Source organism: Streptomyces lincolnensis (assembly GCF_001685355.1).
GTDB classification, from domain to species: Bacteria; Actinomycetota; Actinomycetes; order Streptomycetales; family Streptomycetaceae; genus Streptomyces; species Streptomyces lincolnensis.
On the sequence record NZ_CP016438.1, the window covers coordinates 7137638 to 7163739 of the forward strand.

24 protein-coding genes and 5 tRNA genes are annotated in these 26102 nt (G+C 71.0%); 21 read left to right on the plus strand and 8 right to left on the minus strand.

The genetic code is table 11. The annotated features are described in order from the left end of the window. Positions 1-342 precede the first annotated feature (342 nt). The 10 genes from SLINC_RS31845 (at position 343) to SLINC_RS31890 (ending at position 5160) form a co-directional block, all read left to right on the plus strand. Positions 343-534: a hypothetical protein gene (locus tag SLINC_RS31845; protein ID WP_067440315.1), complete on the plus strand. Its 192-nt coding sequence runs from the start codon at positions 343-345 to the stop codon at positions 532-534. Between the two features lie 135 nt (positions 535-669). Continuing rightward, entirely contained in the window at positions 670-1455 is a 786-nt protein-coding gene (locus SLINC_RS31850) for a fumarylacetoacetate hydrolase family protein (protein ID WP_067440317.1), read from the plus strand. Then, a complete protein-coding gene (gene gltX / locus SLINC_RS31855; RefSeq protein ID WP_079164832.1) occupies positions 1448-2932 on the plus strand; it encodes a glutamate--tRNA ligase in 1485 nt (494 codons plus the stop codon). Before SLINC_RS31850 ends, gltX begins: the two co-directional genes overlap by 8 nt. A gap of 171 nt (positions 2933-3103) precedes the next feature. Further along, positions 3104-3778: a DUF4241 domain-containing protein gene (locus tag SLINC_RS31860; RefSeq protein WP_067440323.1), complete on the plus strand. Its 675-nt coding sequence runs from the start codon at positions 3104-3106 to the stop codon at positions 3776-3778. A 50-nt stretch (positions 3779-3828) separates the two neighbouring features. Continuing rightward, the gene (locus tag SLINC_RS31865; protein WP_067440325.1) at positions 3829-4560 is read left to right on the plus strand and encodes an HAD family hydrolase; all 732 of its coding nucleotides are present in this window, start codon (positions 3829-3831) and stop codon (positions 4558-4560) included. A 91-nt stretch (positions 4561-4651) separates the two neighbouring features. Next, positions 4652-4723, plus strand: a tRNA-Gln gene (locus SLINC_RS31870). A 21-nt stretch (positions 4724-4744) separates the two neighbouring features. Next, positions 4745-4817: transfer RNA gene (locus SLINC_RS31875), tRNA-Glu, on the plus strand. A gap of 62 nt (positions 4818-4879) precedes the next feature. Next, positions 4880-4952, plus strand: a tRNA-Glu gene (locus SLINC_RS31880). 20 nt (positions 4953-4972) lie between these two features. Further along, a tRNA-Gln gene (locus SLINC_RS31885) sits at positions 4973-5044 on the plus strand. A 43-nt stretch (positions 5045-5087) separates the two neighbouring features. Next, positions 5088-5160: transfer RNA gene (locus tag SLINC_RS31890), tRNA-Glu, on the plus strand. Positions 5161-5350: 190 nt separating this feature from the next. On the opposite strand, the gene ndgR is transcribed toward SLINC_RS31890, so the two are convergent. Beyond that, positions 5351-6067, minus strand: a complete 717-nt coding sequence (gene ndgR / locus SLINC_RS31895) for an IclR family transcriptional regulator NdgR (protein WP_007384919.1) — start codon at positions 6065-6067, stop codon at positions 5351-5353. Between the two features lie 189 nt (positions 6068-6256). Between ndgR and leuC the strand changes: the two genes are divergently transcribed. From leuC to SLINC_RS31915, 4 genes are all read left to right on the plus strand, one after another. Continuing rightward, positions 6257-7687 carry a 3-isopropylmalate dehydratase large subunit gene (gene leuC / locus SLINC_RS31900; RefSeq protein ID WP_067440328.1) on the plus strand — a complete coding sequence of 477 codons (1431 nt, stop codon included), beginning with the start codon at positions 6257-6259 and terminating at the stop codon, positions 7685-7687. Positions 7688-7693: 6 nt separating this feature from the next. Continuing rightward, on the plus strand, positions 7694-8287 hold the full coding sequence (gene leuD, locus SLINC_RS31905; protein ID WP_067440330.1) for a 3-isopropylmalate dehydratase small subunit: 594 nt from the start codon (positions 7694-7696) through the stop codon (positions 8285-8287). Between the two features lie 319 nt (positions 8288-8606). After that, positions 8607-8837, plus strand: coding sequence for an SCO5555 family protein (locus tag SLINC_RS31910; RefSeq protein WP_067445919.1), 231 nt, complete (start codon positions 8607-8609; stop codon positions 8835-8837). A 137-nt stretch (positions 8838-8974) separates the two neighbouring features. Further along, the gene (locus tag SLINC_RS31915; RefSeq protein WP_067440334.1) at positions 8975-9649 is read left to right on the plus strand and encodes an HU family DNA-binding protein; all 675 of its coding nucleotides are present in this window, start codon (positions 8975-8977) and stop codon (positions 9647-9649) included. Positions 9650-9747: 98 nt separating this feature from the next. On the opposite strand, the gene SLINC_RS31920 is transcribed toward SLINC_RS31915, so the two are convergent. Beyond that, the gene (locus SLINC_RS31920; RefSeq protein WP_067440337.1) at positions 9748-9939 is read right to left on the minus strand and encodes a hypothetical protein; all 192 of its coding nucleotides are present in this window, start codon (positions 9937-9939) and stop codon (positions 9748-9750) included. A gap of 50 nt (positions 9940-9989) precedes the next feature. Further along, entirely contained in the window at positions 9990-10628 is a 639-nt protein-coding gene (gene cofC, locus SLINC_RS31925) for a 2-phospho-L-lactate guanylyltransferase (RefSeq protein ID WP_067440340.1), read from the minus strand. 153 nt (positions 10629-10781) lie between these two features. Between cofC and SLINC_RS31930 the strand changes: the two genes are divergently transcribed. From SLINC_RS31930 to SLINC_RS31940, 3 genes are all read left to right on the plus strand, one after another. Next, on the plus strand, positions 10782-11552 hold the full coding sequence (locus SLINC_RS31930; protein ID WP_067440343.1) for a lysophospholipid acyltransferase family protein: 771 nt from the start codon (positions 10782-10784) through the stop codon (positions 11550-11552). Then, positions 11549-12559, plus strand: coding sequence for an NAD(P)H-dependent glycerol-3-phosphate dehydrogenase (locus SLINC_RS31935; RefSeq protein ID WP_067440346.1), 1011 nt, complete (start codon positions 11549-11551; stop codon positions 12557-12559). Before SLINC_RS31930 ends, SLINC_RS31935 begins: the two co-directional genes overlap by 4 nt. Positions 12560-12629: 70 nt before the next feature. Beyond that, entirely contained in the window at positions 12630-13787 is a 1158-nt protein-coding gene (locus SLINC_RS31940; RefSeq protein ID WP_067440348.1) for a D-alanine--D-alanine ligase family protein, read from the plus strand. Here SLINC_RS31940 and SLINC_RS31945 read toward each other — a convergent pair. Next, a complete protein-coding gene (locus tag SLINC_RS31945) occupies positions 13771-14307 on the minus strand; it encodes a DUF3515 domain-containing protein (RefSeq protein ID WP_067440350.1) in 537 nt (178 codons plus the stop codon). The genes SLINC_RS31940 and SLINC_RS31945 overlap by 17 nt on opposite strands. Before the next feature lie 20 nt (positions 14308-14327). Beyond that, positions 14328-14561, minus strand: coding sequence for an Lrp/AsnC family transcriptional regulator (locus tag SLINC_RS31950; protein ID WP_003997603.1), 234 nt, complete (start codon positions 14559-14561; stop codon positions 14328-14330). 206 nt (positions 14562-14767) lie between these two features. On the opposite strand from SLINC_RS31950, the gene SLINC_RS31955 reads away from it, so the two are divergent. Both SLINC_RS31955 and thiD read left to right on the plus strand, forming a co-directional pair. Beyond that, positions 14768-15736, plus strand: a complete 969-nt coding sequence (locus SLINC_RS31955; protein ID WP_067440355.1) for a thiamine-phosphate kinase — start codon at positions 14768-14770, stop codon at positions 15734-15736. Further along, complete coding sequence (gene thiD / locus SLINC_RS31960; RefSeq protein ID WP_067440358.1) at positions 15733-16533, plus strand: bifunctional hydroxymethylpyrimidine kinase/phosphomethylpyrimidine kinase; 801 nt, start codon at positions 15733-15735, stop codon at positions 16531-16533. Before SLINC_RS31955 ends, thiD begins: the two co-directional genes overlap by 4 nt. A 95-nt stretch (positions 16534-16628) precedes the next feature. Here thiD and rpmB read toward each other — a convergent pair whose 3' ends face one another. Then, positions 16629-16814 (minus strand): 50S ribosomal protein L28, encoded by a 186-nt coding sequence (gene rpmB / locus SLINC_RS46440; RefSeq protein ID WP_079164833.1) that lies wholly within the window; start codon positions 16812-16814, stop codon positions 16629-16631. A gap of 255 nt (positions 16815-17069) precedes the next feature. Here rpmB and SLINC_RS31970 point away from each other — a divergent pair, with 255 nt between their 5' ends. Further along, on the plus strand, positions 17070-18767 hold the full coding sequence (locus tag SLINC_RS31970) for a DAK2 domain-containing protein (protein ID WP_067440360.1): 1698 nt from the start codon (positions 17070-17072) through the stop codon (positions 18765-18767). A gap of 29 nt (positions 18768-18796) precedes the next feature. On the opposite strand, the gene SLINC_RS31975 is transcribed toward SLINC_RS31970, so the two are convergent. Then, on the minus strand, positions 18797-21841 hold the full coding sequence (locus SLINC_RS31975; protein WP_067440363.1) for a hypothetical protein: 3045 nt from the start codon (positions 21839-21841) through the stop codon (positions 18797-18799). Then, a complete protein-coding gene (locus tag SLINC_RS31980; protein ID WP_079164834.1) occupies positions 21838-23667 on the minus strand; it encodes an HSP90 family protein in 1830 nt (609 codons plus the stop codon). Before SLINC_RS31980 ends, SLINC_RS31975 begins: the two co-directional genes overlap by 4 nt. 169 nt (positions 23668-23836) lie before the next feature. Here SLINC_RS31980 and recG point away from each other — a divergent pair, with 169 nt between their 5' ends. Further along, entirely contained in the window at positions 23837-26065 is a 2229-nt protein-coding gene (gene recG, locus SLINC_RS31985) for an ATP-dependent DNA helicase RecG (protein ID WP_067440368.1), read from the plus strand. The last annotated feature ends 37 nt before the right edge of the window (positions 26066-26102 follow it).

Below are 26102 nucleotides of genomic sequence, written 5' to 3' on the forward strand. Positions count from 1 at the left end.
CGTGGGTCAGGGCGCGACCGGCGTGACAGAACGTGAGTGCGAAGTCACCAGGTGTGGCAACTGATCTCCCGCATAACGGACTTATGCCCGCGAGTCACCCGGGGACTCCGGGTGTCCCAGTCGCCATGATCAGGAGCGGAATGATGGCTTCAGGTAGTCAATGTCCGTTTCGTAGGGGTGGGTTGAGGTTCGCAATTGTCCGTTATGCCCATAGGTGAGTGAGCAAACTCACACGCGGATCATGGGGTCTTCGCGGCTTCGGCGGGGAATGGCGTGTTTAGCCTGACGCTTTACAAGAAGGTAGAATCTGCCAACTCACAACCACCGAGGTCGAGTACAACCGTGAAGACGACGACGATGTTCCACAAGATCGCCAACCCGCGACGCACCACGCTGGCGCACCTGAAGGACGCCGACGACCTGCGGACGGTGGAGCAGCCGGAGCACTCCGTCGACCTCCCGGCCCAGACCGCCAACCCGCGGCGCACGATCCTGATGGAGATGCCTGCCACGGCGGGCGCCGTCCAGCAGTAGATCGTAGATCACCGGTGTCACCGGCCGGGGGCCGGGGCGTCCCGCGTACTACGCGAGGCGCCCGCCCTGTGCCGCGTTAGCCTGGAGCGTCAGACTCCAGCAGCTCAGTGACTCAGTGAGGGGCGCCAGGATCCCGTGCGCATCGCCAGATTCTCCATCGACGGGAACGTCGCCTTCGGCGCGGTCGAGGGCGACAGGCCGGACGAGCTCGTCCTCGACATCATCAAGGGCATCCCGTTCGCGGACTTCGAGCTCTCCGGTACGAAGGTCCCGGTCAACAAGGTGCGTCTGCTGCCGCCGGTGCTCCCCAACAAGGTCGTGGCCTTCGGCCGCAACTACGCCGACCACGCGAAGGAACTGGGCAACGAGGTCCCCGACGCCCCGTTCGCCTTCTTCAAGCCCTCCACCTCGGTGATCGGCCCCGGCGACGAGATCCAGTACCCCTCCTTCTCCGAGGAACTGCACCACGAGGCCGAACTGGCCGTCGTCATCGGCCGCATGTGCCGCGAGGTCCCGCGCGAGCGCGTCAAGGACGTGATCTTCGGCTACACCTGCGCGAACGACGTCACCGCCCGTGACGTGCAGAAGCGCGAGAAGCAGTGGGCCCGGGCCAAGGGCTTCGACACCTCCTGCCCACTGGGCCCCTGGGTGGAGACGGACCTCGACCTGCGGACGGCGTCCGACCTGACCGTCCAGCTCACGGTCAACGGCGAACAGCGCCAGCTCGGCCGCACCAGCGAGATGATCCACTCGATCGAGGATCTGATCGTCAACATCTCCGAGGCCATGACGCTGCTCCCCGGCGACGTGATCCTCACGGGCACCCCGGCAGGCGTCGGGCCCCTCACCGTCGGCGACGAGGTCGCCGTCACCATCGAAGGCATCGGCACTCTCACCAACAAGGTTGTCAAGCGTGGCTAGCGCACCCGGCTCCCCCGTTCGCGTACGTTTCTGCCCCTCGCCCACCGGTAACCCCCATGTGGGCCTGGTCCGCACCGCCCTGTTCAACTGGGCGTTCGCGCGGCACCACCAGGGCACTCTGGTCTTCCGCATCGAGGACACCGACGCGGCCCGCGACTCCGAGGAGTCCTACGAGCAGCTGCTGGACTCGCTGCGCTGGCTGGGCTTCGACTGGGACGAGGGCCCCGAGGTCGGCGGCCCGCACGCGCCCTACCGCCAGTCGCAGCGGATGGACCTCTACAAGGACATCGCGGGCAAGCTCCTGGACGCCGGTCACGCCTACCACTGCTACTGCTCCCAGGAGGAGCTGGACACCCGCCGCGAGGCCGCCCGCGCCGCCGGCAAGCCGTCCGGCTACGACGGTCACTGCCGCGAGCTGAGCGCCGAGCAGGTCGAGGAGTACCGGGCCCAGGGCCGCACCCCGATCGTCCGCTTCCGCATGCCCGACGAGACGATCACCTTCACGGACCTGGTCCGCGGCGAGCTGACCTTCACCCCGGAGAACGTCCCGGACTACGGGATCGTCCGGGCGAACGGTGCGCCCCTCTACACGCTGGTGAACCCCGTCGACGACGCGCTGATGGAGATCACCCACGTCCTGCGCGGCGAGGACCTGCTCTCCTCCACCCCCCGCCAGATCGCCCTGTACAAGGCGCTGATCGAGCTGGGCGTCGCGAAGGAGATCCCGGCCTTCGGCCATCTGCCCTACGTCATGGGCGAGGGCAACAAGAAGCTGTCCAAGCGCGACCCGGAGTCCTCGCTCAACCTCTACCGCGAGCGCGGCTTCCTGCCCGAGGGCCTGCTCAACTACCTCTCGCTGCTGGGCTGGTCGCTCTCGGCCGACCAGGACATCTTCACGATGGACGAGATGACCGCGGCCTTCGACATCGCGGACGTCAACCCCAACCCGGCCCGCTTCGACCTCAAGAAGTGCGAGGCGATCAACGGCGACCACATCCGCCTGCTGGACGTGAAGGACTTCACGGAGCGCTGCGCCCCCTGGCTGAAGGCACCGTTCGCCCCCTGGGCGCCGGAGGACTTCGACGACGCCAAGTGGCAGGCGATCGCCCCGCACGCCCAGACCCGCCTGAAGGTCCTGTCGGAGATCACGGCCAACGTCGACTTCCTGTTCCTGCCGGAGCCGGTCTTCGACGAGCCCAGCTGGACGAAGGCGATGAAGGAGGGCTCGGACGCCCTGCTCCGCACGGCCCGCGAGAAGCTGGAGTCGGCCGACTGGACCTCGCCGGAGTCGTTGAAGGAGGCCGTCCTGGCCGCCGGCGAGGCCCACGGCCTCAAGCTCGGCAAGGCCCAGGCCCCGGTCCGCGTCGCCGTCACCGGCCGCACGGTCGGCCTGCCCCTCTTCGAGTCCCTGGAGATCCTGGGCAAGGACACGACGCTGACCCGCATCGACGCGGCCCTGGCGAAGCCCACGGCGTAGCCCCGACCCACCCCTGAGGGGCGGCCCCGACCACCGGGTGCCGCCCCTTCGGCGTTCGCTCACCCGGGCGTTGTCAGTGCCGGCGCCTACTGTTCCGTCATCGCGCCGCCCCACCCGGCCGGTACCGAAGCCCCTTGCCGCCCAGTGCGGTCCCGCCCGGAAGGCGCCGTCATGCCGATGCCCGCTCGCGACCACACCTGGCTCTTCACACCGGGCAGCACCTTCACGGACGACACCGGGACCACCGGCCGGATCCACCTGGCCTCCGGAGGCGAACTCTCCCTGCCCACGGGCCGGATCGTCGCCTGTGATCCGTTCGTCTGCCTCGGCGAGGGCGACGCCGAGCCCTTCACGGTCACCGTCGAGCCCGGCCGCTACCGCGTCGACGCGGCCGTCGCGACCCTCACCCGGCCGGACCGTCCCGCGCCCGACAGCCCCCACCACCGCGTGGCCGCCGCCCGCCTCGTCATCCGCGACGAACCCACCGCCACCTGGGAAATCGCCCTCCTGCCCGACCAGGACCCGGCCGACCTCGGCCCGGACGAGTTCTACGGCTACGGAGTGGACGCCGGCACCGGCTGCTTCTACGACGCCTCCGTGGACGGCGCCTTCCCCGAGTGCGTGGAGGACGAGGGCCCGCTCTGGGACGCCTTCGACCACACCACCTGGGCCCCCGGACCCCACCTGGTCACCTCCCCGAGCAGCGGCGCCACCCTGGCCGCCTTCACCTCCGGCTGGGGCGACGGCTGCTACCCCACCTGGATCGGCCGCACCGCGACCGGCGAGGTCACCTGTTTCGTCACCGACTTCTTCGTCGCCCCGGATCCCGCGCGCACCCCCGAGTGACAACCGCCGACCACCGGACGCGCATCCGTGTCCCGGGTTACCGTCGGAGCATGGGTATCAGGGCTGTGGTGTGGGACGTTGACGACACTCTCTTCGACTACACCGCGGCGGACCGCGCGGGCATGCGCGGCCATCTGACGGCCGAGGGACTGATCGGCGCGTACGAGAGTGTGGAGCGGGCCATCGCGCGCTGGCGGGAGGTCACCGACGCCCAGTGGGCCCGGTTCTCGGCGGGGGAGGTGTCCTTCCAGGGCCAGCGCCGGGACCGCGTCAGGGTGTTCCTGGGCGAGGAGCTGAGCGACGCCGAGGCCGACGCCTGGTTCGAGCGGTACATCGGGCACTACGAGCTGGCCTGGGCCCTCTTCCCGGACGTGCTGCCGGTCCTGGACGCCCTCGCCGCCAGCCACCGGCATGCCGTGCTGTCCAACTCCAGCATCCACGTCCAGGACCGCAAGCTGCGTGTCCTCGGCGTCCACGACCGCTTCGAGGCCATCCTGTGCGCCGCGGAGCTCGGCGTCTCCAAGCCCGAGGCCCGCGCCTTCCTGGCGGCCTGCGACGCCCTGGAGCTCGACCCGCACCAGGTGGCGTACGTCGGCGACCACCCGGAGATCGACGGGCGGGGCGCCGCCGACGCCGGACTGCTCTCGGTGTGGATCGACCGCGACGGCGTGTACACCGGCACGGACGCGTCCGGGGGTCCGCACCGCATCGCCTCACTCGCCGAACTCCCCGCGCTGCTCGGCGCCGATACCCGTTTTGGAGCCCCGTCCACCTTCGGGTAATGTTCTTCCTGCGCCGCCGGAGAGCGGGCCGAAAGGCCGGAACCCGGAGGAGCAAACTAGAACAAGATCCCCACAGGGGCTTGCGTTCCAGTGGCCTATGGTGTAATTGGCAGCACGACTGATTCTGGTTCAGTTAGTCTTGGTTCGAGTCCAGGTAGGCCAGCTCGCAGAGCTCATCTGCATCGCCCCCGTTGTGTAGCGGCCTAGCACGCCGCCCTCTCAAGGCGGTAGCGCCGGTTCGAATCCGGTCGGGGGTACAGATCCTTCCCGCGTGGATGGTCCGGGTAGCTCCCGCCAACCTCGATGCAGGATCGCTAGGGCCCCCGTTGTGTAGCGGCCTAGCACGCCGCCCTCTCAAGGCGGTAGCGCCGGTTCGAATCCGGTCGGGGGTACAAACTGGTCTAAACCACATTGGTCTATGGTGTAATTGGCAGCACGGCTGATTCTGGTTCAGTTAGTCTTGGTTCGAGTCCAGGTAGACCAGCTCGGATCTGCGGCGTTGTACATCAAACGCTTGCAAGATCCTCGCCCCCGTTGTGTAGCGGCCTAGCACGCCGCCCTCTCAAGGCGGTAGCGCCGGTTCGAATCCGGTCGGGGGTACAAGACGAAGGCCCTCCGCAATTGCGGAGGGCCTTCGCTGTTGTTCGAGGACCCCGCCCGGCGCATATCAACTCGGCGTGGGGAAGCCTCCGTTGGGACGTCCGGGTAAGTCGCTCCCCGTCGGTGAAAGACCTGCCGCGGCGTTGAGGCCGGTCCTTCATCAATGGTGGATACGACGATCCCGTGCGCCTCAGCCCGTACGGCGCAGAGCCTCGGAGAGGCGGGCGGCGGCGTCGATGACCGCCTGGGCGTGCATGCGGCCCGGGTGGCGGGTCAGGCGCTCGATGGGACCGGAGACCGACACGGCCGCCACCACGCGGTTGGAGGGCCCGCGCACGGGCGCCGAGACGGACGCGACACCCGGCTCGCGCTCGCCGATGGACTGGGCCCAGCCACGGCGTCGTACACCCGACAGGGCGGTCGCCGTGAAGCGGGCGCCCTGCAAGCCCCGGTGCAGGCGCTCCGGCTCCTCCCAGGCCATGAGGATCTGGGCCGAGGAGCCCGCCTTCATCGTGAGCGTCGAGCCGACCGGGACCGTGTCCCGCAGGCCGGACAGGCGCTCCGCCGCGGCGACGCAGATGCGCATGTCGCCCTGGCGGCGGTAGAGCTGGGCGCTCTCGCCCGTGATGTCACGGAGGTGGGTGAGCACCGGCCCCGCGGTGGCGAGGAGACGGTCCTCGCCGGCGGCCGCGGCCAGTTCTGCCAGACGGGGGCCGAGAATGAAACGGCCCTGCATGTCACGCGCCACCATCCGGTGGTGTTCCAGAGCCACGGCCAGCCGGTGGGCCGTGGGTCGTGCCAGCCCGGTCGCCGCGACCAGACCCGCGAGGGTGGCCGGACCGGACTCCAGGGCGCTCAGGACAAGGGCTGCCTTGTCCAGGACGCCGACGCCGCTACTGTTGTCCATGAAACGATACTCGCGTCTCACTCTGTGAAACGCAAGTTCAATTTTCCGTGGAACACGCCACTCTGGAATGACACAGCGGCCCGTGTGACGAAGGGCCCGGCGGCGGTCGCCCGGAACAGGGGCCCGGGCAGTCGCCTCCTCAAGATCTCTAGTTGGGCCGGTGGACGCTCGCCGGCCGGAGGGAAAGCGATGGGTAGGACACTCGCGGAGAAGGTCTGGGACGACCACGTCGTCCGGCGCGCCGAGGGCGAGCCCGACCTCCTCTTCATCGATCTCCACCTCCTGCACGAGGTGACCAGCCCGCAGGCCTTCGACGGTCTGCGCAAGAGCGGCCGCCCGGTGCGCCGTCTCGACCTCACCATCGCGACCGAGGACCACAACACCCCGACCCTCGACATCGACAAGCCCATCGCCGACCCGGTGTCCCGCGTCCAGCTGGAGACGCTGCGCAAGAACGCCGCCGATTTCGGCGTGCGCCTGCACCCGCTGGGCGACGTCGAGCAGGGCGTCGTGCACGTCGTCGGCCCGCAGCTGGGTCTGACCCAGCCCGGTATGACGGTCGTCTGCGGCGACTCCCACACCTCCACGCACGGTGCCTTCGGCGGTCTGGCCTTCGGTATCGGCACCTCCCAGGTCGAGCATGTGCTGGCCACCCAGACGCTGCCGCTGGTCCGCCCGAAGACCATGGCCATCACGGTCAACGGCGAACTGCCCGAGGGCGTCACCGCCAAGGACCTGATCCTGGCGATCATCGCCCGGATCGGCACGGGTGGCGGCCAGGGCTACGTCCTGGAGTACCGCGGCGAGGCCATCGAGAAGCTCTCGATGGAGGCCCGGATGACCATCTGCAACATGTCGATCGAGGCCGGTGCCCGCGCGGGCATGATCGCCCCCGACCAGATCACCTTCGACTACCTCGAAGGCCGTCCGCACGCCCCCAAGGGCGAGGACTGGGACGCGGCCGTCGCGTACTGGAAGACCCTCAGGACGGATGACGACGCCGAGTTCGACGCCGAGGTCGTCATCGAGGCCGCCGAGCTGTCGCCGTTCGTCACCTGGGGCACCAACCCGGGCCAGGGCGCGCCGCTTTCGGCCCACGTCCCCGACCCTGCTTCGTACGAAGACGCTTCGGAGCGCCACGCCGCCGAAAAGGCCCTGGAATACATGGGGTTGGAGGCCGGTCAGCCGCTGCGCTCCATCAAGGTGGACACCGTCTTCGTAGGCTCGTGCACCAACGGCCGTATCGAGGACCTGCGCGCCGCGGCCGAGCTCGTCAAGGGCCGCAAAGTCGCCGACGGCGTACGGATGCTGGTCGTCCCCGGCTCCGCGCGGGTCGGTCTCCAGGCCGTTTCCGAGGGTCTGGACGTCGTCTTCAAGGAGGCCGGCGCCGAGTGGCGGCACGCGGGCTGCTCGATGTGTCTGGGCATGAACCCCGACCAGCTGGCCCCGGGCGAGCGCTCCGCCTCCACCTCCAACCGCAACTTCGAGGGCAGGCAGGGCAAGGGCGGCCGTACGCATCTGGTGTCGCCGCAGGTCGCGGCCGCGACCGCCGTGCTGGGCCACCTGGCCTCCCCGGCCGACCTGTCCGACGCCGAGACCCGTACGCCCGCTGGAGTCTGATCAGTCATGGAAGCATTCACCACGCACACCGGCCGGGCCGTCCCGCTGCGCCGCTCCAACGTCGACACCGACCAGATCATCCCTGCTCACTGGCTCAAGAAGGTGACCCGGGACGGGTTCGAGGACGGGCTGTTCGAGGCCTGGCGCAAGGACGAGAAATTCATCCTCAACCAGCCCGAGCGGGCGGGTGCCACCGTCCTGGTCGCCGGCCCCGACTTCGGCACCGGCTCCTCCCGCGAGCACGCCGTGTGGGCGCTCCAGAACTACGGCTTCAAGGCCGTCATCTCCTCCCGCTTCGCCGACATCTTCCGCGGTAACTCGCTCAAGAACGGCCTGCTCACGGTGGTTCTGGAGCAGAAGATCGTGGACGCGCTCCAGGAGCTCACGGAGCAGGACCCGACGGCCGAGATCACGGTCGACCTGGAGGCCCGCGAGGTGCGCGCCGAGGGCATCACGGCCGCCTTCGAGCTCGACGAGAACGCCCGTTGGCGGCTGCTGAACGGGCTGGACGACATCTCCATCACCCTCCAGAACGAGGCCGACATCGCCGCCTACGAGGCCAAGCGGCCCTCGTACAAGCCGCGGACGCTCCCGGTCTGACCCGGAGTGCTCGACTTCTGACCGGAGTCTTCGTCCCGCGTACCGAAGTCTTCGCCCGGAGCAACTGAACAGGTCGAGTTTCGGCCACCGCGACACCCCCGCCGTACCCCCGATCAGCCCGATCGGGGGTACGGCTGTGTCTGCACCCGATCGGCCCTGCGCCCGGCTCGGCGTCCTCCCAACTTCCCACGTTACGACGGTTGTTGCCGGGGTACGCGTCTGTAGTAACCGTGGCTTTCACAGGCGCCCGGAAGGCCGTTTGAGGTGGCAGTTGCACCCCTGGCAGGCGACAACTCGCCCCAGATGGCACAATCTGTGCATGGAACACGACGGCCAACTCCAGCTCTATGCGGCAGTCGCGGACCAACTCAAGGAAGCGCACACAAGAGTGCGCGCACTGCAAGTCCCGGAGGGCGTACGGATGGCGCTGGCCCGGAAGCTGCTGGTCATTACGGCCGCGGCCAAGCACGATCTCGCCGATGCGGCAAGGCGTCTGGAGGCGTTCACGGCGGACCTGGACGAGGGTCGATTCCCCGAAGAGGACCGCTGAACAAGTCCAAGACGGCCGAGTCCGTTGCGGCACAAGGGTGATAAGCCCGTTTCGTGTTTGATTTGCGGTATATATCTGCCTAACGTGCGAAAAAGCTTGAACACTTTCGTTCTGGCGATGTCTCCGAAGGGGAAGACGTGAACAAGGCGCAGCTCGTAGAAGCGATTGCCGACAAGGTGGGCGGCCGCCAGCAGGCCGCCGACGCTGTCGACGCGGTCCTGGACGCCATCGTCCGCGCGACCGTGGCGGGGGACCGGGTCTCGGTCACCGGTTTCGGTTCGTTCGAGAAGGTCGACCGTCCCGCCCGCTACGCCCGCAACCCCCAGACGGGCGAGCGGGTTCGGGTCAAGAAGACCTCCGTCCCGCGCTTCCGTGCGGGCCAGGGGTTCAAGGACCTGGTGAGCGGCTCGAAGAAGCTCCCGAAGAACGACGTGGCGGTCAAGAAGGCGCCCAAGGGCAGCCTGTCCGGCGGGGCTTCGGCGACGGTCAAGAAGGCCGCGGCCAAGAAGGCCGCCCCGGCGAAGCGGGCGACGGCCGCGGCGAAGAAGACCACCGCCAAGAAGACGACGGTCAAGAAGACCACGGCCACCGCGAAGAAGACCACGGCGAAGAAGGCGCCCGCCAAGAAGGCGACCACCTCGACCGCCGCCAAGTCGACCGCGGCGAAGAAGACCACCGCCAAGAAGGCGACGGCGAAGAAGGCCACGGCCAAGAAGGCCCCGGCGAAGAAGGCGACCGCCAAGAAGGCGCCCGCCAAGAAGTCGACGGCCCGCACGACCACCGCCAAGAAGGCCACCGCCCGCAAGAGGTAAGGGCACAGGGGCACTCACGCGCCGGGCCGGACTCCCTGTCGGAGTCCGGCCCGCGGCGTGTCCGCTCAGAGATCAGGCTCAGGGGTCAGGCTCAGAGGTCAGAAGGTCTGGAGGGTCACCAGGGTGATCCTGCTCCCCTCCGTCTCGATGCGGACCCGCTGGCCGGGCCGCAGGAGCCGGAGGCCGCCCGCGTCGAACGCCGGCGCGTCGAAGGGCATCGGGGTGCCGTCGTCGAGGAGTACCTGCCCGGTGCGGGTGTCGGGGTCGTAGGTGTATGCGGTCGCCTGCATGGGCCGCAGCGTAGTGCCTCCGGGGCTCCGTCGCCGGTCAGCGGCCTCGCTCAGGAACCCGGGATCAGCAGGCGGGCCGCCGCCGCGGCCGTGCGCGGGCCCACGCCCAGGGCCAGCGCGGCCCGTAGATCCACGCCGGTGTCCACGTCCTGACGTACCGAGTCCACCGTGTCGAGGGTGAGTTCCACGGCGCCCGAGGCGCGATGGCGGGCGCGGGAATCCGTGCCGAAGGCGGGGCGCAATTCCTGTCCCTCTCCCGCGGCCAACAGTGTGGTTCCTATTGCGGCGGCATCCGGGAGAAAAGCGCGGGGGAATTCCGCGGCCGCGTCCAGGACCCGGGCCAGTTCAAGGGGGCGCAGCGCCGGCAGATCGGCGTTCAGGGCCGCCACGGCACTGTCGGGGCGCGTTTCCCGTACAACGGCCGCCGCGTGGGCCAGGGCCGGATTGAGGCCGCCGCGGGGCTCGTCGGTGACGATTCGGGCGCCGAGCGCGCCCAGCTCCCGTCCGGCCAGGAGATCGTCCGTGACGACTGCCACATCCTTGACCGACGGGCAGGCCAGCGCGGCCGCCACGGTGTCCTGTGCGAAGGCGAGGGCCAGGCCTGGGCGCACTCCGTCGTCGGCGGTGTCCGCAAGCCTGCTCTTGGCCCGCGCCAGGGGCTTGAGGGGTATGACCAAGGTCCACTGCACGAGCGTTCCGTCTCTCTCTTGTCGCGGCCATTGTTACTCAGCCGTCACCGGGGCATCTGTCCGTCGTGAGGGCGGGGCGTACGGTGTTCTCGACAGACCGGCGGCCTGGGGCGACACTTGTGCGGCCCCCTGGCCCTAGAGGAAGGTGTCCGCGTGCCCCGCCGCAGAATCGGCTTCTGGTACCGCTTCGCAGCGGTGATCTGCAAACCGCCACTGGTGGTTCTGATCAAGCGGGACTGGCGCGGAATGGAGAACATTCCGGCCGAGGGCGGATTTATCACCGCGGTGAACCACAATTCGCACATCGATCCCTTCGCCTACGCGCACTTTCAGTACAACACCGGGCGCGTTCCGCGATTCCTGGCGAAGAGCGGTCTTTTCAAGAAGGGATTCGTCGCCGCCGCGATGCGCGGCACCGGACAGATCCCCGTCTACCGCGAGAGTACGGACGCCCTGAGCGCCTTCCGGGCCGCGATCGCCGCCGTGGAGCGCGGTGAATGCGTCGCCTTCTATCCCGAGGGCACCCTCACCCGCGACCCCGACGGCTGGCCCATGACCGGCAAGACCGGCGCCGCGCGCGTCGCCCTCCAGACCAGGTGCCCGGTCGTCCCGGTGGCCCAGTGGGGCGCCAACAAGGTGCTGCCGCCGTACGCCAGGAAGCCCGATCTGCTGCCCCGCAAGACCCACCAGGTGCTCGCGGGCCCGCCGGTGGACCTGTCGCGGTTCTACGACAAGGAGATGACCCCGGACCTCCTGAAGGAGGCGACCGAGGTCATCATGGCCGCCATCACCGCCCAGCTGGAGCAGATCCGCGGCGAGAAGGCGCCCGAGACGCCCTACGACCCGCGCCGTGAACGGGTCGAGCAGCGGCGCCGGACACGGGCACAGAGCAAAGGCAAGCAGGCAGAAGGGCAGGGCACGTGAGCAAGCCGGTCAAGGCGGCGGTATTCAGCGCCGGTTCGTGGGGCACGGCCTTCGGCATGGTGCTCGCCGACGCGGGGTGCGAGGTCACCTTGTGGGCGCGCCGGGCGGAGGTCGCCGAAGCGATCAACTCCACCCGGGCCAACCCCGACTACTTCCCGGGCGTCGAGCTTCCGGAGAACCTGCGGGCCACCACGGACCCCGCCGAGGCCGCGGCCGGCGCCGACTTCACGGTGCTGTCGGTTCCCTCGCAGACCTTGCGCGCCAACCTCGCCGAGTGGACCCCGTTGCTTGCTCCGGACACGGTCCTCGTCTCGCTCATGAAGGGCGTCGAACTCGGTTCCGCCATGCGGATGAGCGAGGTCATCGAGGATGTCGCCAAGGTCGGCCCGAACCGGATCGCCGTGGTCACCGGACCGAATCTCGCGCGTGAGATCGCCGCGCGGATGCCGGCCGCCGCCGTGGTCGCCTGCACCGACGAGGCCGTCGCTCAGCGGCTCCAGACCGTGTGCCACACGCCCTACTTCCGCCCGTACACCAACACGGACGTCGTCGGCTGCGAACTGGGCGGCGCCGTCAAGAACGTCATCGGTCTCGCCGTGGGCATCGCGGACGGCATGGGGCTCGGCGACAACGCCAAGGGCTCGCTCATCACGCGCGGGCTCGCGGAGACGACCCGGCTCGGGCTCGCGATGGGCGCCGACCCGCTGACGTTCTCCGGACTCGCCGGTCTCGGCGACCTGGTGGCGACCTGCTCCTCGCCGCTGTCCCGCAACCACACCTTCGGCACCAACCTCGGCAAGGGCATGACCCTTCAGGAGACCATCGCGGTCACCAGGCAGACCGCCGAAGGCGTCAAGTCCTGTGAGTCCGTGCTGGATCTGGCCCGGCGGCACGGCGTCGACATGCCCATCACCGAGACGGTCGTCGGGATCGTGCACGAGGGCAAGCCCCCGGTGGTCGCCCTCAAGGAGCTGATGTCGCGCAGCGCGAAGCCCGAACGACGCTGAGCGACGCCGCTTTCACGGCGCGGGGCGCACGCTGTATCAGGGCACTACCAACGGGTACCCTCAACGCGATATGAGCACCGAGAACCTCTCCCAGAGCCCTGAGCAGCCGCCTCGCAAGCCGCGCGTGGCCGTCGTGTTCGGCGGGCGCAGTTCCGAACACGGGATCTCCGCGGTCACCGCCGGCGCCGTCCTCAAGGCCATCGACCGGACCAGGTACGACGTCCTGCCGATCGGCATCACCCGCGAGGGCCGGTGGGTGCTCACCGCCGACGAACCGGAACGCATGGCGATCACCGACCGCCGTACGCCCGACGTGGCGGAACTCTCCGAGTCCAGCGACGGCGCGGTGGTGCTCCCGGTCGACCCCGCGAGCCGTGAAGTCGTCTACAGCGAACCGGGATCGGTGCCCAAGGCGCTCGGCGAGATCGACGTCGTCTTCCCGGTGCTGCACGGCCCCTACGGCGAGGACGGCACCCTCCAGGGCATGCTGGAGCTCTCCGGAGTGCCGTACGTGGGATCCGGTGTGCTCGCCTCGGCCGTGGGCCAGGACAAGGAGTACATGAAGCGGGTGTTCACCTCCTTCGGGCTCAAGGTGGGCCCGTACGTGGTGATCCGGCCGCGCGAGTGGGAGCGGGACGAGTCCGCCGCCCGCAAGAAGATCATCGACCTCGCCGGCGACCACGGCTGGCCGCTGTTCGTGAAGCCCGCGCGCGCGGGTTCGTCGATCGGCATCACCAAGGTCGACGACCTGTCCGGGCTCGACGAGGCGATCGCCGAGGCGCAGCGGCACGACCCCAAGATCCTCGTGGAGGCCGCGTTGCGGGGCCGCGAGATCGAGTGCGGGGTCCTGGAGTTCGAGGACGGGCCCCGGGCCTCCGTCCCCGCGGAGATCCCGCCGCCGCAGGAGCACGCCTACTACGACTTCGACGCGAAGTACATCGACTCCACGCCCGGCATCGTCCCGGCCCCCCTCACGCCCGAGGAGACGGCCGAGGTGCGGCGGCTCGCGGTGGACGCCTTCGAGGCGGCCTCCTGCGAGGGCCTGGTCCGCGCGGACTTCTTCCTCACCGAGGACGGCGAGTTCGTGATCAACGAGATCAACACGATGCCCGGCTTCACGCCCATCTCGATGTACCCGCAGATGTGGCAGGCCAGTGGGATCGCCTACCCGGAGTTGGTCGACCGGCTGATCCAGGCGGCCCTGCGCAGGTCTACGGGCTTGCGCTGACCCGGGGGCCACGGGGGGCGACGCCCTTGGGTATCGCCTTCTTCACGGCCGCCGCCAGATCGATCAGCACCCCCGAGGTGTCCCGCCCCTTGGGCACGGTCACCTCGACGTAGGCCTCACGGTTGGCGGTGGTGAAGCGGTACGCGCCGTCGTCCTGCTTCTCCATCAGCCAGTCGACGCCGTTCACCCCGCCGGCCACCGCGTCCGGGTCCGCCCCCACCGCCACCTTCGGATCGACCATCTTCGGCGGCTGGGGGACACCGCAGCGCAGTATGATCTCCGGGCCTCCCCAGCCCGCGGTCAGCGCGGAGGCGGGCTCGGGATCGTGGCGGCTCTCACCGTCCACCTTCGACGGCAGTACCTTGTCCAGATCCCGGCACAGTGCGGCCGTCCTGGCCACCGGACTGGGAACCGCCGCCGACTTGTTGTCGTCTGCTGATGAGCAGCCCGCGGTCGTGATCAGTACGACGAGCGCGGGCGGCCCGATCAGGATGCGGAGTCGGTGGCGGAAGAAGTTCACCGGCCAAAGGGTAGACGGGGCTACAGATGAACGACCGGGCAGGTCAGGGTGCGCGTGATGCCGTCCACTTGCTGGACCTTCGCGACCACCATGCGGCCGAGGTCGTCCACGGTGTCGGCCTGGGCGCGCACGATCACGTCATAGGGTCCTGTCACGTCCTCGGCCTGGATCACCCCAGGAATCTTGCTGATCGTCTCGGCGACGGTCGACGCTTTGCCGACCTCCGTCTGGATCAGGATGTACGCCTGTACCACGGAACCTCCAGGGCGGCCACGAGGATCATGTGGGGAAAAGGAACGCCACGGTATCGCGTCGCCGCTCGCCACGGGGAGACCTGCGGGGGCCGGGGTACGCGTGCCGGAGTGCAGGGGTGACAGAAGTTGACGGCCACCTCGACCGTATCGAGGACACTGGTGACGCGCGACCGGGCACGGACAGGGACAGAAGGGGCGTAAGGGCGATGAAGGGCACTGTCGGTGAGCTGGGGGAGTTCGGGCTCATCAGGGAGCTCACCTCCCGTCTCACCACCACCCCGGCGGTCCGGGTCGGCCCCGGCGACGACGCCGCGGTGGTCGCCGCTCCCGACCGCAGGGTCGTGGCCAGCACCGACATCCTCATCGAGGGACGGCACTTCCGCCGTGACTGGTCCACCGCCTACGACGTCGGACGCAAGGCGGCCGCACAGAACCTCGCGGACATCGCCGCCATGGGGGCCGTGCCGACCGCGCTGCTGCTCGGTCTGGTCGTCCCGGCCGAACTCCCGGTGACCTGGCCGACCGAGATGATGGACGGCCTGCGCGACGAGTGCCAGGTCGCGGGCGCGTCGGTGGTCGGCGGTGATGTCGTACGCGGCGACACGATCATGGTGTCGATCACCGCGCTCGGCGATCTGCGCAACCAGGAGCCCGTCACGCGAGGGGGCGCGCAGCCCGGTGACATCGTCGCGGTGACGGGCTGGCTGGGCTGGTCCGCGGCCGGCTACGCGGTCCTCTCCCGCGGTTTCCGCTCCCCGCGCGCCTTCGTGGAGGCGCACCGGCGTCCGGAACCGCCGTACCACGCGGGACCGGCCGCCGCCGGGCTCGGGGCGACGGCGATGTGCGACGTGAGCGACGGGCTGATCGCCGACCTCGGGCACATCGCGGAGGCCAGCAAGGTCCGGATCGACGTCCGCTCCGGCGCGATCGACATCCCTTCCCAGATGTACGACATCGGGCAGGCCGTCGGTGTCGACCCCATGCAGTGGGTGCTGACCGGGGGAGAGGACCACGCGATCGTGGCGACCTTCCCGCCGGACGTGAAGCTGCCCGCCCGCTGGAAGGTGATCGGCGAGGTGCTCAACCCCTCCGCGCTGCCCCAGGTGACGGTCGACGGGGCGCCGTGGACCGACAAGGGCGGCTGGGACCACTTCGGCGGGGACATCGAGTCATGACGGCCGTGGCCGTGCCGCCCCGGGTGCTCACCGTCGCGGGCTCCGACTCCGGCGGGGGCGCGGGCATCCAGGCCGACCTGAAGACGATGCTCGCGCTCGGCGTGCACGGCATGAGTGTCGTCACGGCGGTCACCGCGCAGAACTCCCTCGGGGTGCAGGGCGCCTGGGAACTGCCCGTGGAGGCGGTACGGGCCCAGTACCGCAGTGTCGTGGACGACATCGGCGTACAGGCCGTGAAGACCGGGATGCTCGCCTCGGCGGAACTGGTCGAGGCGGTGGCCGAGTTGATCGGCGGCACGGACGTGCCCGCGGTGATCGATCCGGTCGGGGTCTCCAAGCACGGTGATCCGCTGCTTGCCGTGTCCGCGCTGGACTCGGTACGCACGGCACTGCTCCCGGTGGCCACGGTGGCGACGCCGAACCTCGACGAGGTGGCGCAACTCACCGGCGTCCGGGTCGAGTCGGAATCCGGGATGCGGGAGGCGGCCGAGGCCCTGCTGTCGTACGGACCGGCCTGGGCGCTCGTCAAGGGCGGCCATCTCGCCGGCGACGCCGTGGACCTGCTCACCGACGGCTCCGAGGAGCACTGGCTGCGCGCGCCTCGGTACGACAACCGGCACACCCACGGCACCGGCTGCACGCTCGCCTCCGCGATCGCCTCGCACCTGGCCCGGGGGCGGTCCGTGCCGGAGGCGGTGGCGGCGGCCAAGGAGTACGTCACCGGGGCGATCAAGGCCGGGTTCGCGCTCGGCGGGGGGATCGGTCCGGTGGATCACGGGTGGCGGCAGCGGTCGTAGGCGGAGCGCTCGTGGGTACGGCAAAAAGCCGGTCCACCTTTCGGTGGACCGGCTCAGTGCAGCGAACCAGCGGTGGCCGCGCGCTTAGCTGTGCGTCAGCGCGAGACCTTGCCGGCCTTGATGCACGAGGTGCAAGCGTTCACGCGCTTCGGCGTCCCGCCCATCACGGTACGGACGCGCTGGATGTTCGGGTTCCAGCGACGGGACGTACGGCGGTGAGAGTGCGAGATGTTGTTGCCGAAGCTCGGCCCCTTGCCACAGACGTCGCAGTTGGCAGCCACGGGTCACTCCAAAGACTTCAGATGCACTTACGGTGGATCCCGGCAGGCCGGGATCGAGATCGCAGGATCAGAGATCTGAGTGGCGTTGCCAGGGGAATTGGCCCGAGTGGATCGGGCAACCGGAGCAGCATACAACGACTGCGCCAGTGGAACGAAACTACCATGGCTGCTCAGGGGCCTGCCCCCTGCCCTCTTCCGGCCGACAGGGGTCCGAGGTCTACGCTGCGTCCCACGTCCAGCAGCTGGGAGGCGCAGGTGGCGCAGGTGCCGCAGACATTCCTCGATGCTCTCGCGGTGCGTACCTGGTGCGGTCTCGCGTTGGCCGCGCTCGGGCGGGCGCGTGAGGAGATCGACGCGATCAACGTCTACCCCGTGGCCGACGGCGACACCGGGACGAACCTGTATCTGACCGTGGAGTCGGCGGTCACGGCCGTGGAGGCCGTGTTCGAGGCGCACGGAGCCCACGGCTCGGGGAAACCGACCCTCGCCGACGCCATGCGCGCGATGGCGCACGGAGCCCTCATAGGCGCCCGGGGCAACTCGGGCACGATCCTCGCCCAGCTGCTGCGCGGCATGGCCCAGGTGCTCGCCGACGACAGTGAGACGGTTCACACGGACGGCGAGGGCCTGAGGCTCGCCCTGCGGCACGCGTCCGACTCCGCCCGGCAGGCCGTGGCCCGGCCCGTCGAGGGCACGGTCCTCACCGTCGCCGCGGCCGCCGCCGACGCGGCCGGGACAGCGGAGGGCGACTGCGGCACGGTCGCACGGGCGGCCTACGACGGGGCGCGTACCGCACTGGCCGCGACGCCGGGCCAGCTCGCCGTCCTGGAGCGGGCCGGAGTGGTGGACGCCGGCGGGCGGGGCCTGGTGGCGGTGCTGGCGGCGCTGGTGGAGACCTTCACGGGGGAGGCGCCCAGGGGAGTCCCGGTGGCGGCAGACACGGGGCACGCGCGCGTGGCGGGCGGCACGGTCGCCGCGGAAGCCTCCGAAGGCTCGCTCGAAGAGTGCGCCGACGCCCCGGAGACCGGCGGGCCCGCCTTCGAGGTGATCTACCTGCTGGAGGCCGAGGACACGGCGGTGGACCGGCTGCGGGAGCGGCTCGACGCCCTCGGGGACTCGCTCGTCGTGGTCGGCGGCGACGGCCTGTGGAACGTCCATGTGCACGTCGACGACGCGGGCGCCGCCGTGGAGGCGGGCGTCGAGGCCGGACGGCCGTACCGGATCCGGATCACGCACTTCGGGCTCGGTGACGTGCACACCACCGGTGCCGAACGGCCGGTCCGGGAGCGGGCCCAGCGCGCCGTCGTGGCCGTCGTGCCCGGCGAGGGCCTGGCCGGGCTCTACAACGGGGAGGGCGCGACCACGGTGCTCGCGCGCCCCGGGGAGCCGCCCGCGAGCGGGGAGCTCGTGGAGGCCGTACGGCGTGCCCACGCGCGCGAGGTGGTGCTGCTGCCCAATGACGCCGATCTGCGCCACACGGCCGCCGCGGCCGCCGAGCAGGCCCGCACGGAGGGCATCCGGGTGGCCCTGATCCCGACGCGCTCCGCGGTCCAGGGGATCGCGGCGCTCGCCGTGCACGAGCCGGAGCGCCGCTTCGACGAGGACGTCGTGACGATGACCTCGGCCGCGGGCGCCACCCGGTACGCCGAGGTCGTCGTCGCGGAACGCCAGTCCTGGACCATGGCCGGCATCTGCCAGGCCGGGGACGTCCTCGGCCTGATCGAGGGCGATGTGGCCGTGATCGGCTCGGACGTCACCGCCACCGCCCAGACCGTCCTGGACCGCATGCTCTCGGCAGGCGGCGAACTGGTCACGCTCGTCCTGGGCGACGAGGCGCCGGACTCCGTGGCCGACCGTCTTGAGGAGCGGGTGCGGGAGGCCTACCTCGCCGTCGACACGGTGGTGTACCGGGGCGGCCGGCAGGGGGCGCTGCTGCTCATCGGGGTCGAGTAGGGCCGGGTTCCGAGTAGGGCCGGGTTCCCCTACGCGTCCCGGTTCTCGGCGTCCTCGGCGCTCGCCGCGTTCGCAGCGTTCTCGGCGTCTTCCGCGAGCTGGAGCATCTGCTCCGCCTCGGCCCGCCTGGCCCGCGCGGTGACGTCGTCCGTGACACCGCCCTCGTACGCCGTGCGCACCGCACGCGCGCGTGCCAGTGCCCGGGAGGGGCGGCCCAGGTCGGCCTCCAGCCAGCCCGCGGCGAGTTCGGCGCCGGTGCGGCTGTGCAGGGCGTCGGCGCCGAGCGAGGCGAAGACCACGATGGCCTCCGTCATCTGGGCCAGGGCCTCCTCCAGGACGGCCCGGATCGAGTCGTCCTCGGCGTCCTCGGCGGCGGAACGGGCGAGCAGGTCGCCGAACTGGTGGCGGGTGTGGCCCAGTTCGGCCACCAGCCGCAGCCGCGCGTCCTCGGCGGCCGCGGCCTCCTCGTCGTCCGGGGCCGCGGCGCGGGGATCGTCGGCGGCGGCGGTCGAGCCCAGCGCGGCCTCGCACGCGTGGACCGCGCCCGCCATCAGCTCCCGGGCCGCGCCGGAGCCGTTCTCCGTGCGCAGGGCGAGCCAGGCGCGGGCGCGCAGGGAGCGGACCAGGCCGTGGACGTCGCCGAGTGAGCGCCACAGGTCGCCCGCGCGTGCGTAGGCGCGGTCCGCCTCCTTGGGGAGATCCGCCTGCCCGAGGGACTCGGCGGCGAGGTGGGCGAGCGTGGCGTGGTCCTGCTGCTCGGGCCAGTGCCGGGCGATCTCGGCCGCCTGGAGCCGCCGCCGCGCCGCCTCGTGGTGGTCGCCGAGTTCGCCCAGGCAGTCGCCGAGCCACCACAGGGCCTGGACGACCGCGCCGTCGCCGTGGGTCTCGGCGCTCAGGTCGGGCAGCGCCGACTCCAGCACCTCCGCGGCCTCGGCCCACCGGCCCCGGCGCAGCAGGAACCCGCCGAGCTGGTGCCGGGCGAGCGCGCCGAACGTCGGGCCCTGGCCGGCCTCGTCGGCCCAGTGCGCGGCCTCCAGGGCGTGCTCGGCGGCCTCCTCGGCCTCTCCCCGGGCGCCGACGACCTCGGCGAGCTGGAGATGCAGCTGCGCCCGTCCCGTGGCCTCCAGCTGCGGCCCGCCGTGCTCCAGGGCGGCCCGCAGGGCCCGCTCCGTCCCGGCCAGGTCCCCGAGGTGGTGAGCCAGCCCGGCCAGCCGGGCCTCGTACTCCACCGCGAACCACGGCAGCCCGGCGGAGACGAACGCGGCCGCCGCGCGCGCGTACAGCTCCGCGGCCACCTCCAGATCCCCGCCCTGAGCCGCCAGCTCGGCCAGCATCGCCTGCGCCTCGGCCGCCCGCGCGGCCAGCCGTACGTCGTCCCCGGTGTGGCCCTCCACCAGGGCCAGCACTTCCCGGGCGGCCGCCTCGGCGTCGGCGAGGACCCTGCCCAGGGAGTGCGCGGGGCCGGTCGAGGGGTCGCTCTGCTCCACCGCCTCCTGCACCCGGCGCATCAGCACCCGCGCGCGGCCCATCAGCACGGAGGCCGTCTGCCGAACACCGGTGCCGTCCTCGGCGTAGAGCGCGAGGATCTCGTCGTAGGGGCCGGCGACGGCCGCGAGTGCCTCCTCCACGTGGCCCGTGAGGGCGTGGACGTAGGCCGCGCGGGTACGGGCCGCCAGGGCCTCGCCGGGGTCGCCGGCCGCGGTGTAGAACTCGGCCGCGCACTCGAAGAGTGCGATGCCCTCGGCGCCGCGGTCCATCGCCTCGTGGTCGGCGATCTCGGCCCGGTCGCGGGCGTCCAGATCGACGCCCTCCGCCGCCCGCGCCACCGCGGCCCATGCCTCCACCGCGTGCGGCTGGAGGGTGTCCGACAGGCGCCGGGCCTCGGCGATCAGGGCGGGCAGGCCGGGCAGGCCGGGCTCCGCGGCGGGGACGGGCGGCGCCAGTGCGGGGGCCGGCCGGGCCGTCGTACGCACGCCCAGGGGCAGCCGTTCCACCAGGGGCCGCTGCGCCATGCGCGCGCGTGTCTGCTCGCCGATGTGCGAGGTGCCGTTGCGGTCGTCGAAGCGGGCGGCGAGGGCGAGGGCCTCCCCGCGCGCGTGGGCGGCGAGATCCCGCGCGGTCCACTCCCGGTCGGGAGGACCGGGCACCCGCCGGTCGCCGAGCCCGAGCTCGGTCAGCCGGTCCATGAGCAGGGTCACCACGGCCATGAAGTCCAGCCCGCTGCGCGGATGCCCGCCGTCCGTGAAGTACGCCGGCCGCTCCGCGAGGAGTTCCAGGCCGCGTGCCTCGTTGCCGGTCAGCGCGCAGAACTCGACGTGGTCCGCGTAGGCGCCGCGCATGCTCTCCATGGCCCGCACGAGCCGGAAGCCGCGCAGATGGTGGGCGCGCGCCTCGTCCACGCGGCCCAGCCGCAGCAGGGGCGCCAGGGAGGACGCGAGGACCGTGTGCGGCTCGTGGGCGCAGGTGAACTCGCCCTCCAGGACCGGCTCCCACAGCCGCAGCGCGTCCGCGTCCCGGCCGCGCTCCACCTGCCACCAGCCCTGCGAGTGCAGCTCGCAGGCATGGCAGTCGGCCATGGCGTCCCGGTCGGCGGCCAGCCACGCGGCGTACGCCCGCTCGGCCCGCGCCACGTCCCCGACATGCGCGGCCACGCTGAACTCCGCGCCGCGCACGGCCCGTTCGGAGTGCCCGGCCAGCCGGTAGCGGTGCTCCATCTCGCCGAGCCACTTCTCGATCGAGGCGAGCGGGATGTGCGGCTGGTCGAGCATGCCCGACGACATCCACTTGAAGACCCAGTGCAGCGAGTGCGTCTCGTACTCGTCGAAGTCCTCGGGCCGCTCGTCCCACATGCGCAGCAGACGCGCGAAGGGGACGAACATCTTGTCCTTCTCGGAGCTGTAGTTGTAGACCTTCAGCTGGTGCCCGAGCGCCTCGATCACGGCGAGCGGGATGTCCAGCCTCTCCGCCTCGGCGAGCAGCTGCTCCGCGCGCGCGTTGCGGGCGGGCCCCTCCGGCTGCTCGGCGTTCTCCGCCATCGCCTCGCGGAGGGAGTCGAAGTCCGTGATCCCGCTCATCGCTGACCGTCCTCGCTGTGCGTGGCCCATTCCAGAAGGCCGATGAACGACCGGTTCAGCAGCGCCGAGTCGGCCGGCCTGAGGGGGCGCTGCGCCATCAGCAGCGCCTGCCCGTAGAGGGATTCCGTGGCGGTGCCGATCAGGTCCGGTTCGCGCAGGGAACTGATGCGCCGGATCAGCGGGTTGAGATGGTTGAGCACCAGACGCGCGCGCGGGGCGCTGCCGCGCAGCGAGCCCAGGATGCCCGCCCACAGGTCGTCGGCCCGCTCCTCGGCCTCGGCACGGGCCTGCTCGTGCCGCGCCGCCCGGTCGTCCAGGTGCAGCGCGGGCACCGACAGCGGGTGGAAGGCACGCAGGACCACGTCACAGCCCAGCGGGTCGAGCTTGGCCCGCGCGATCGCCAGGAAGCCCGACAGGGCCAGCTCCTCGGCCGGATCGACCGCGTCCAGGTGCGCGGTCACGGTGTCGGCGTCCAGCTCGGCCACGACCGTCCCCGGACGCACCGAGGGCAGCGCCTCGACCAGCTCGCTGTCGTAGGTGTAGCCGCCGTTGACCACACCGACGCCCTGCGCGGACGCGATCGGCGCGACCTGGCGGTACTCCTCGACGGTCCGCGTGAAGTGCACCACCGGATGCCGCTGCGCGAACTCCTCCAGGGACAGCTGCCCGTCGGTCGTCTCGAAGGGGAGCCACGGCAGCATCGTCCGCAGCATCTCCCGGTCGTGCCGCGCCAGCGACTTCACCCCCAGGTGGTGCACCTCCAGGAAGGCCGCCAGGCGCTCCGGATCACCGGCCGCGAGCCCGGTCAGCCAGGCCCGGATCCTTTCCCCCAGCGCCTCCCGTACGGCGGCCAGCGTCTCGTCCTCGTACAGCGACTCGCGTGAGGCCGTGGGCCGCAGGCTGTCGGTGTCCAGGACGCAGCGCACGAAGAACGCCCAGTCGGGCAGCAGCTGTTCGCCCCGCTCGGTCAGCAGCATGCCCTTCAGGTGCACGCGGTGACTCGCCCGCTGCGCCGGACTGACCGCCGACGGCAGGACGTACGCCACCCCGCGGATCCCGGCGAGCGGCACGTCCAGGTCGATGGCGTCCAGCGGAGTGAACCCGAACAGGTCGTGACAGTGCCGGGCCAGCGCGACCCGGCGGTTGGCGGGGCTCGGATAGGGCCGGTCCCAGGGCGCGGGCAGATCGGTGACCGCCTCCTCGCCCACCCGCACGTCGTAGGGCAGCAGCACCCCGAAGTCGCGCGCCAGCGCCAGCACGCGCGCCTCGGTCAGCCACTCGCCGGCCCCGGCCCGCGCCACCAGGTGCACGGTGGTGCCCGGCTCGGGGCGGGCGTCGTCGGGCAGGGTCCGCACGGTGTACGAACCGTCGTCGCTCGCCGTCCACTCCACGGGCGGTGCCTGAGGCGTACGGGCACTGCGGCTGACCACGCGGATCCGCTCGGCGACCACGAAACAGGCCAGCAACCCGATGCCGAACTGCCCGAGGAAGTCCGAGCGGACCTCCGCCAGCCCGTCGGCACGCTTGGAACTGCGCCCGATCGTGGCGAGCAGGGTGTGCACGTCCGCCTCGGTGAGACCGACCCCGGAGTCCTCGACACGCAGGGACCCGCCGTCGGCGTACAGCCGCACCCGCGCCGGGGCGTCGGGCTGCTCGGCCCGCCGGGCGGTGATCGCGTCCACCGCGTTCTGGAGCAGTTCGCGCAGGTAGACCTTGGGGCTGGAGTAGAGGTGATGGGAGAGCAGGTCCACCAGACCACGCAGGTCGACCTGGAACGTATGAGGTGACGGGGATGCCTGGGATGACGATGAGGTCTGGGAGTCCATCGCAGCAGCGCCGGTGGGGGGACGGGCGACGGCGCGGGGTCGGGCGGTCCCGGTGAGGCGGTGACCGCGGGGGGCAGAGGCCGGGGGCGCGTCATCCTACGGCCCGAACCAGCCGTCTGACCAGGGGTTTCCTCAGACGTATACGGCAATGTCAGTGCGGTGGTGTGCAATGGATCTCGTGCTCGCATCGCAAGGACCACTGGAACAACCGCTGAAGGCGGTGCTCGGACCCGCCACCGCCAAGGTGATGGCCGAGCACCTCGGCCTGCACACCGTCGGCGACCTCCTGCACCACTACCCGCGCAGATACGAGGAGCGCGGCCAGCTCACCCACCTCGCCGACCTCCCCATGGACGAGCACGTCACGGTGGTCGCCCAGGTCGCCGACGCCCGCCTGCACACCTTCGCCTCCACCAGGGCACCCCGGGGCAAGGGCCAGCGGCTGGAGGTCACCATCACCGACGGCAGCGGCCGCCTCCAACTGGTCTTCTTCGGCAACGGCGTTCACAAGCCCCACAAGGAACTCCTGCCCGGCACCCGCGCGATGTTCGCGGGCAAGGTCTCCCTCTTCAACCGCCGCCTCCAACTCGCCCACCCGGCGTACGAGTTGCTGCGCGGAGCCGACGACGACGCGACGGAGACGGTCGAGACCTGGGCCGGCGCCCTCATCCCGATCTACCCCGCCACCGCCAAGCTGGAGTCCTGGAAGATCGGCAAGGCGATCCAGACGGTGCTGCCCAGCGCCCAGGACGCCCTCGACCCCCTCCCGGACTCCCTCCGCGAGGGCCGCGGCCTGGTCCCCCTCCCCGAGGCCCTCCTCAAGATCCACCGCCCGCACACCAAGGCCGACATCGACGACGCCCGCTCCCGCCTGAAATGGGACGAGGCCTTCGTCCTCCAGGTCGCCCTCGCCCGCCGCCGGCACGCGGACGCCCAACTCCCGGCGGTCCCCCGGAAACCGGCCCCGGACGGCCTCCTGACCGCCTTCGACGACCGCCTCCCCTTCACGCTCACCGACGGCCAGCAGAAGGTGTCGAAGGAGATCTTCGACGACCTCGCCACCGACCACCCGATGCACCGGCTGCTCCAGGGGGAGGTCGGAAGCGGTAAGACGATGGTGGCGCTGCGCGCCATGCTCGCCGTCGTCGACGCCGGCGGTCAGGCCGCCATGCTCGCGCCCACCGAGGTACTGGCCCAGCAGCACCACCGCTCCGTCGTGGAGATGATGGGGGAGCTGGCCCAGGGCGGGATGCTGGGCGGGGCCGAGCACGCCACCAAGGTGGTGCTGCTCACCGGATCGATGGGGACGGCCGCCCGTCGGCAGGCGATGCTGGACCTCGCCACCGGAGAGGCCGGCATCGTGATCGGCACGCACGCGCTGATCGAGGACAAGGTCCAGTTCCACGACCTCGGTCTGGTGGTGGTCGACGAACAGCACCGCTTCGGCGTCGAACAGCGCGACGCCCTGCGCGGCAAGGGCAAACAGCCGCCCCACCTCCTGGTCATGACGGCCACCCCCATCCCGCGCACGGTCGCCATGACGGTCTTCGGCGACCTGGAGACCTCCGTCCTCGACCAGCTCCCGGCCGGCCGCTCGCCCATCGCCAGCCATGTCGTCCCGGCCGCCGACAAGCCCCACTTCCTGGCCCGCGCCTGGGAACGGGTGCGCGAGGAGGTGGAGAACGGCCATCAGGCGTACGTCGTGTGCCCGCGCATCGGCGACGAGGACGACGACCCCAAGAAGTCCGCCAAGAAGAAGTCCCCCGAGGACGAGGCCGACAAGCGCCCGCCGCTGGCCGTCCTGGAGGTGGCCGACCAGTTGGACAAGGGGCCGTTGAACGGCCTGCGCGTCGAGGTCCTGCACGGCCGGATGCACCCCGACGACAAGGACGCGGTCATGCGCCGCTTCGCCGCCGGCGAGACCCACGTCCTGGTCGCCACGACGGTCATCGAGGTCGGCGTCAACGTCCCGAACGCCACCGCCATGGTGATCATGGACGCCGACCGCTTCGGCGTCTCCCAGCTCCACCAGCTGCGCGGCCGCGTCGGCCGTGGCTCGGCCCCCGGCCTCTGCCTCCTGGTCACCGAGATGCCGGAGGCCGGCCCGGCCCGCCAGCGCCTGAACGCGGTCGCGGCCACCCTCGACGGCTTCGAACTCTCCCGCATCGACCTCGAACAACGCCGTGAGGGCGACGTCCTCGGCCAGGCCCAGTCCGGCGCCCGCACCAGCCTGCGCGTCCTCGCGGTCATCGAGGACGAGGAGATCATCGCGGAGGCGAGGGAGGAGGCGACGGCGGTGGTGGAGACGGATCCCGAACTGACGGGACTGCCGGGCCTGCGTACAGCTTTGGACGCCCTCTTGGACGAGGAAAGGGAGCAGTACCTGGAAAAGGGCTGAACTGGCCCTACCCAGGGGCGCGGGGAACTGCGCGACC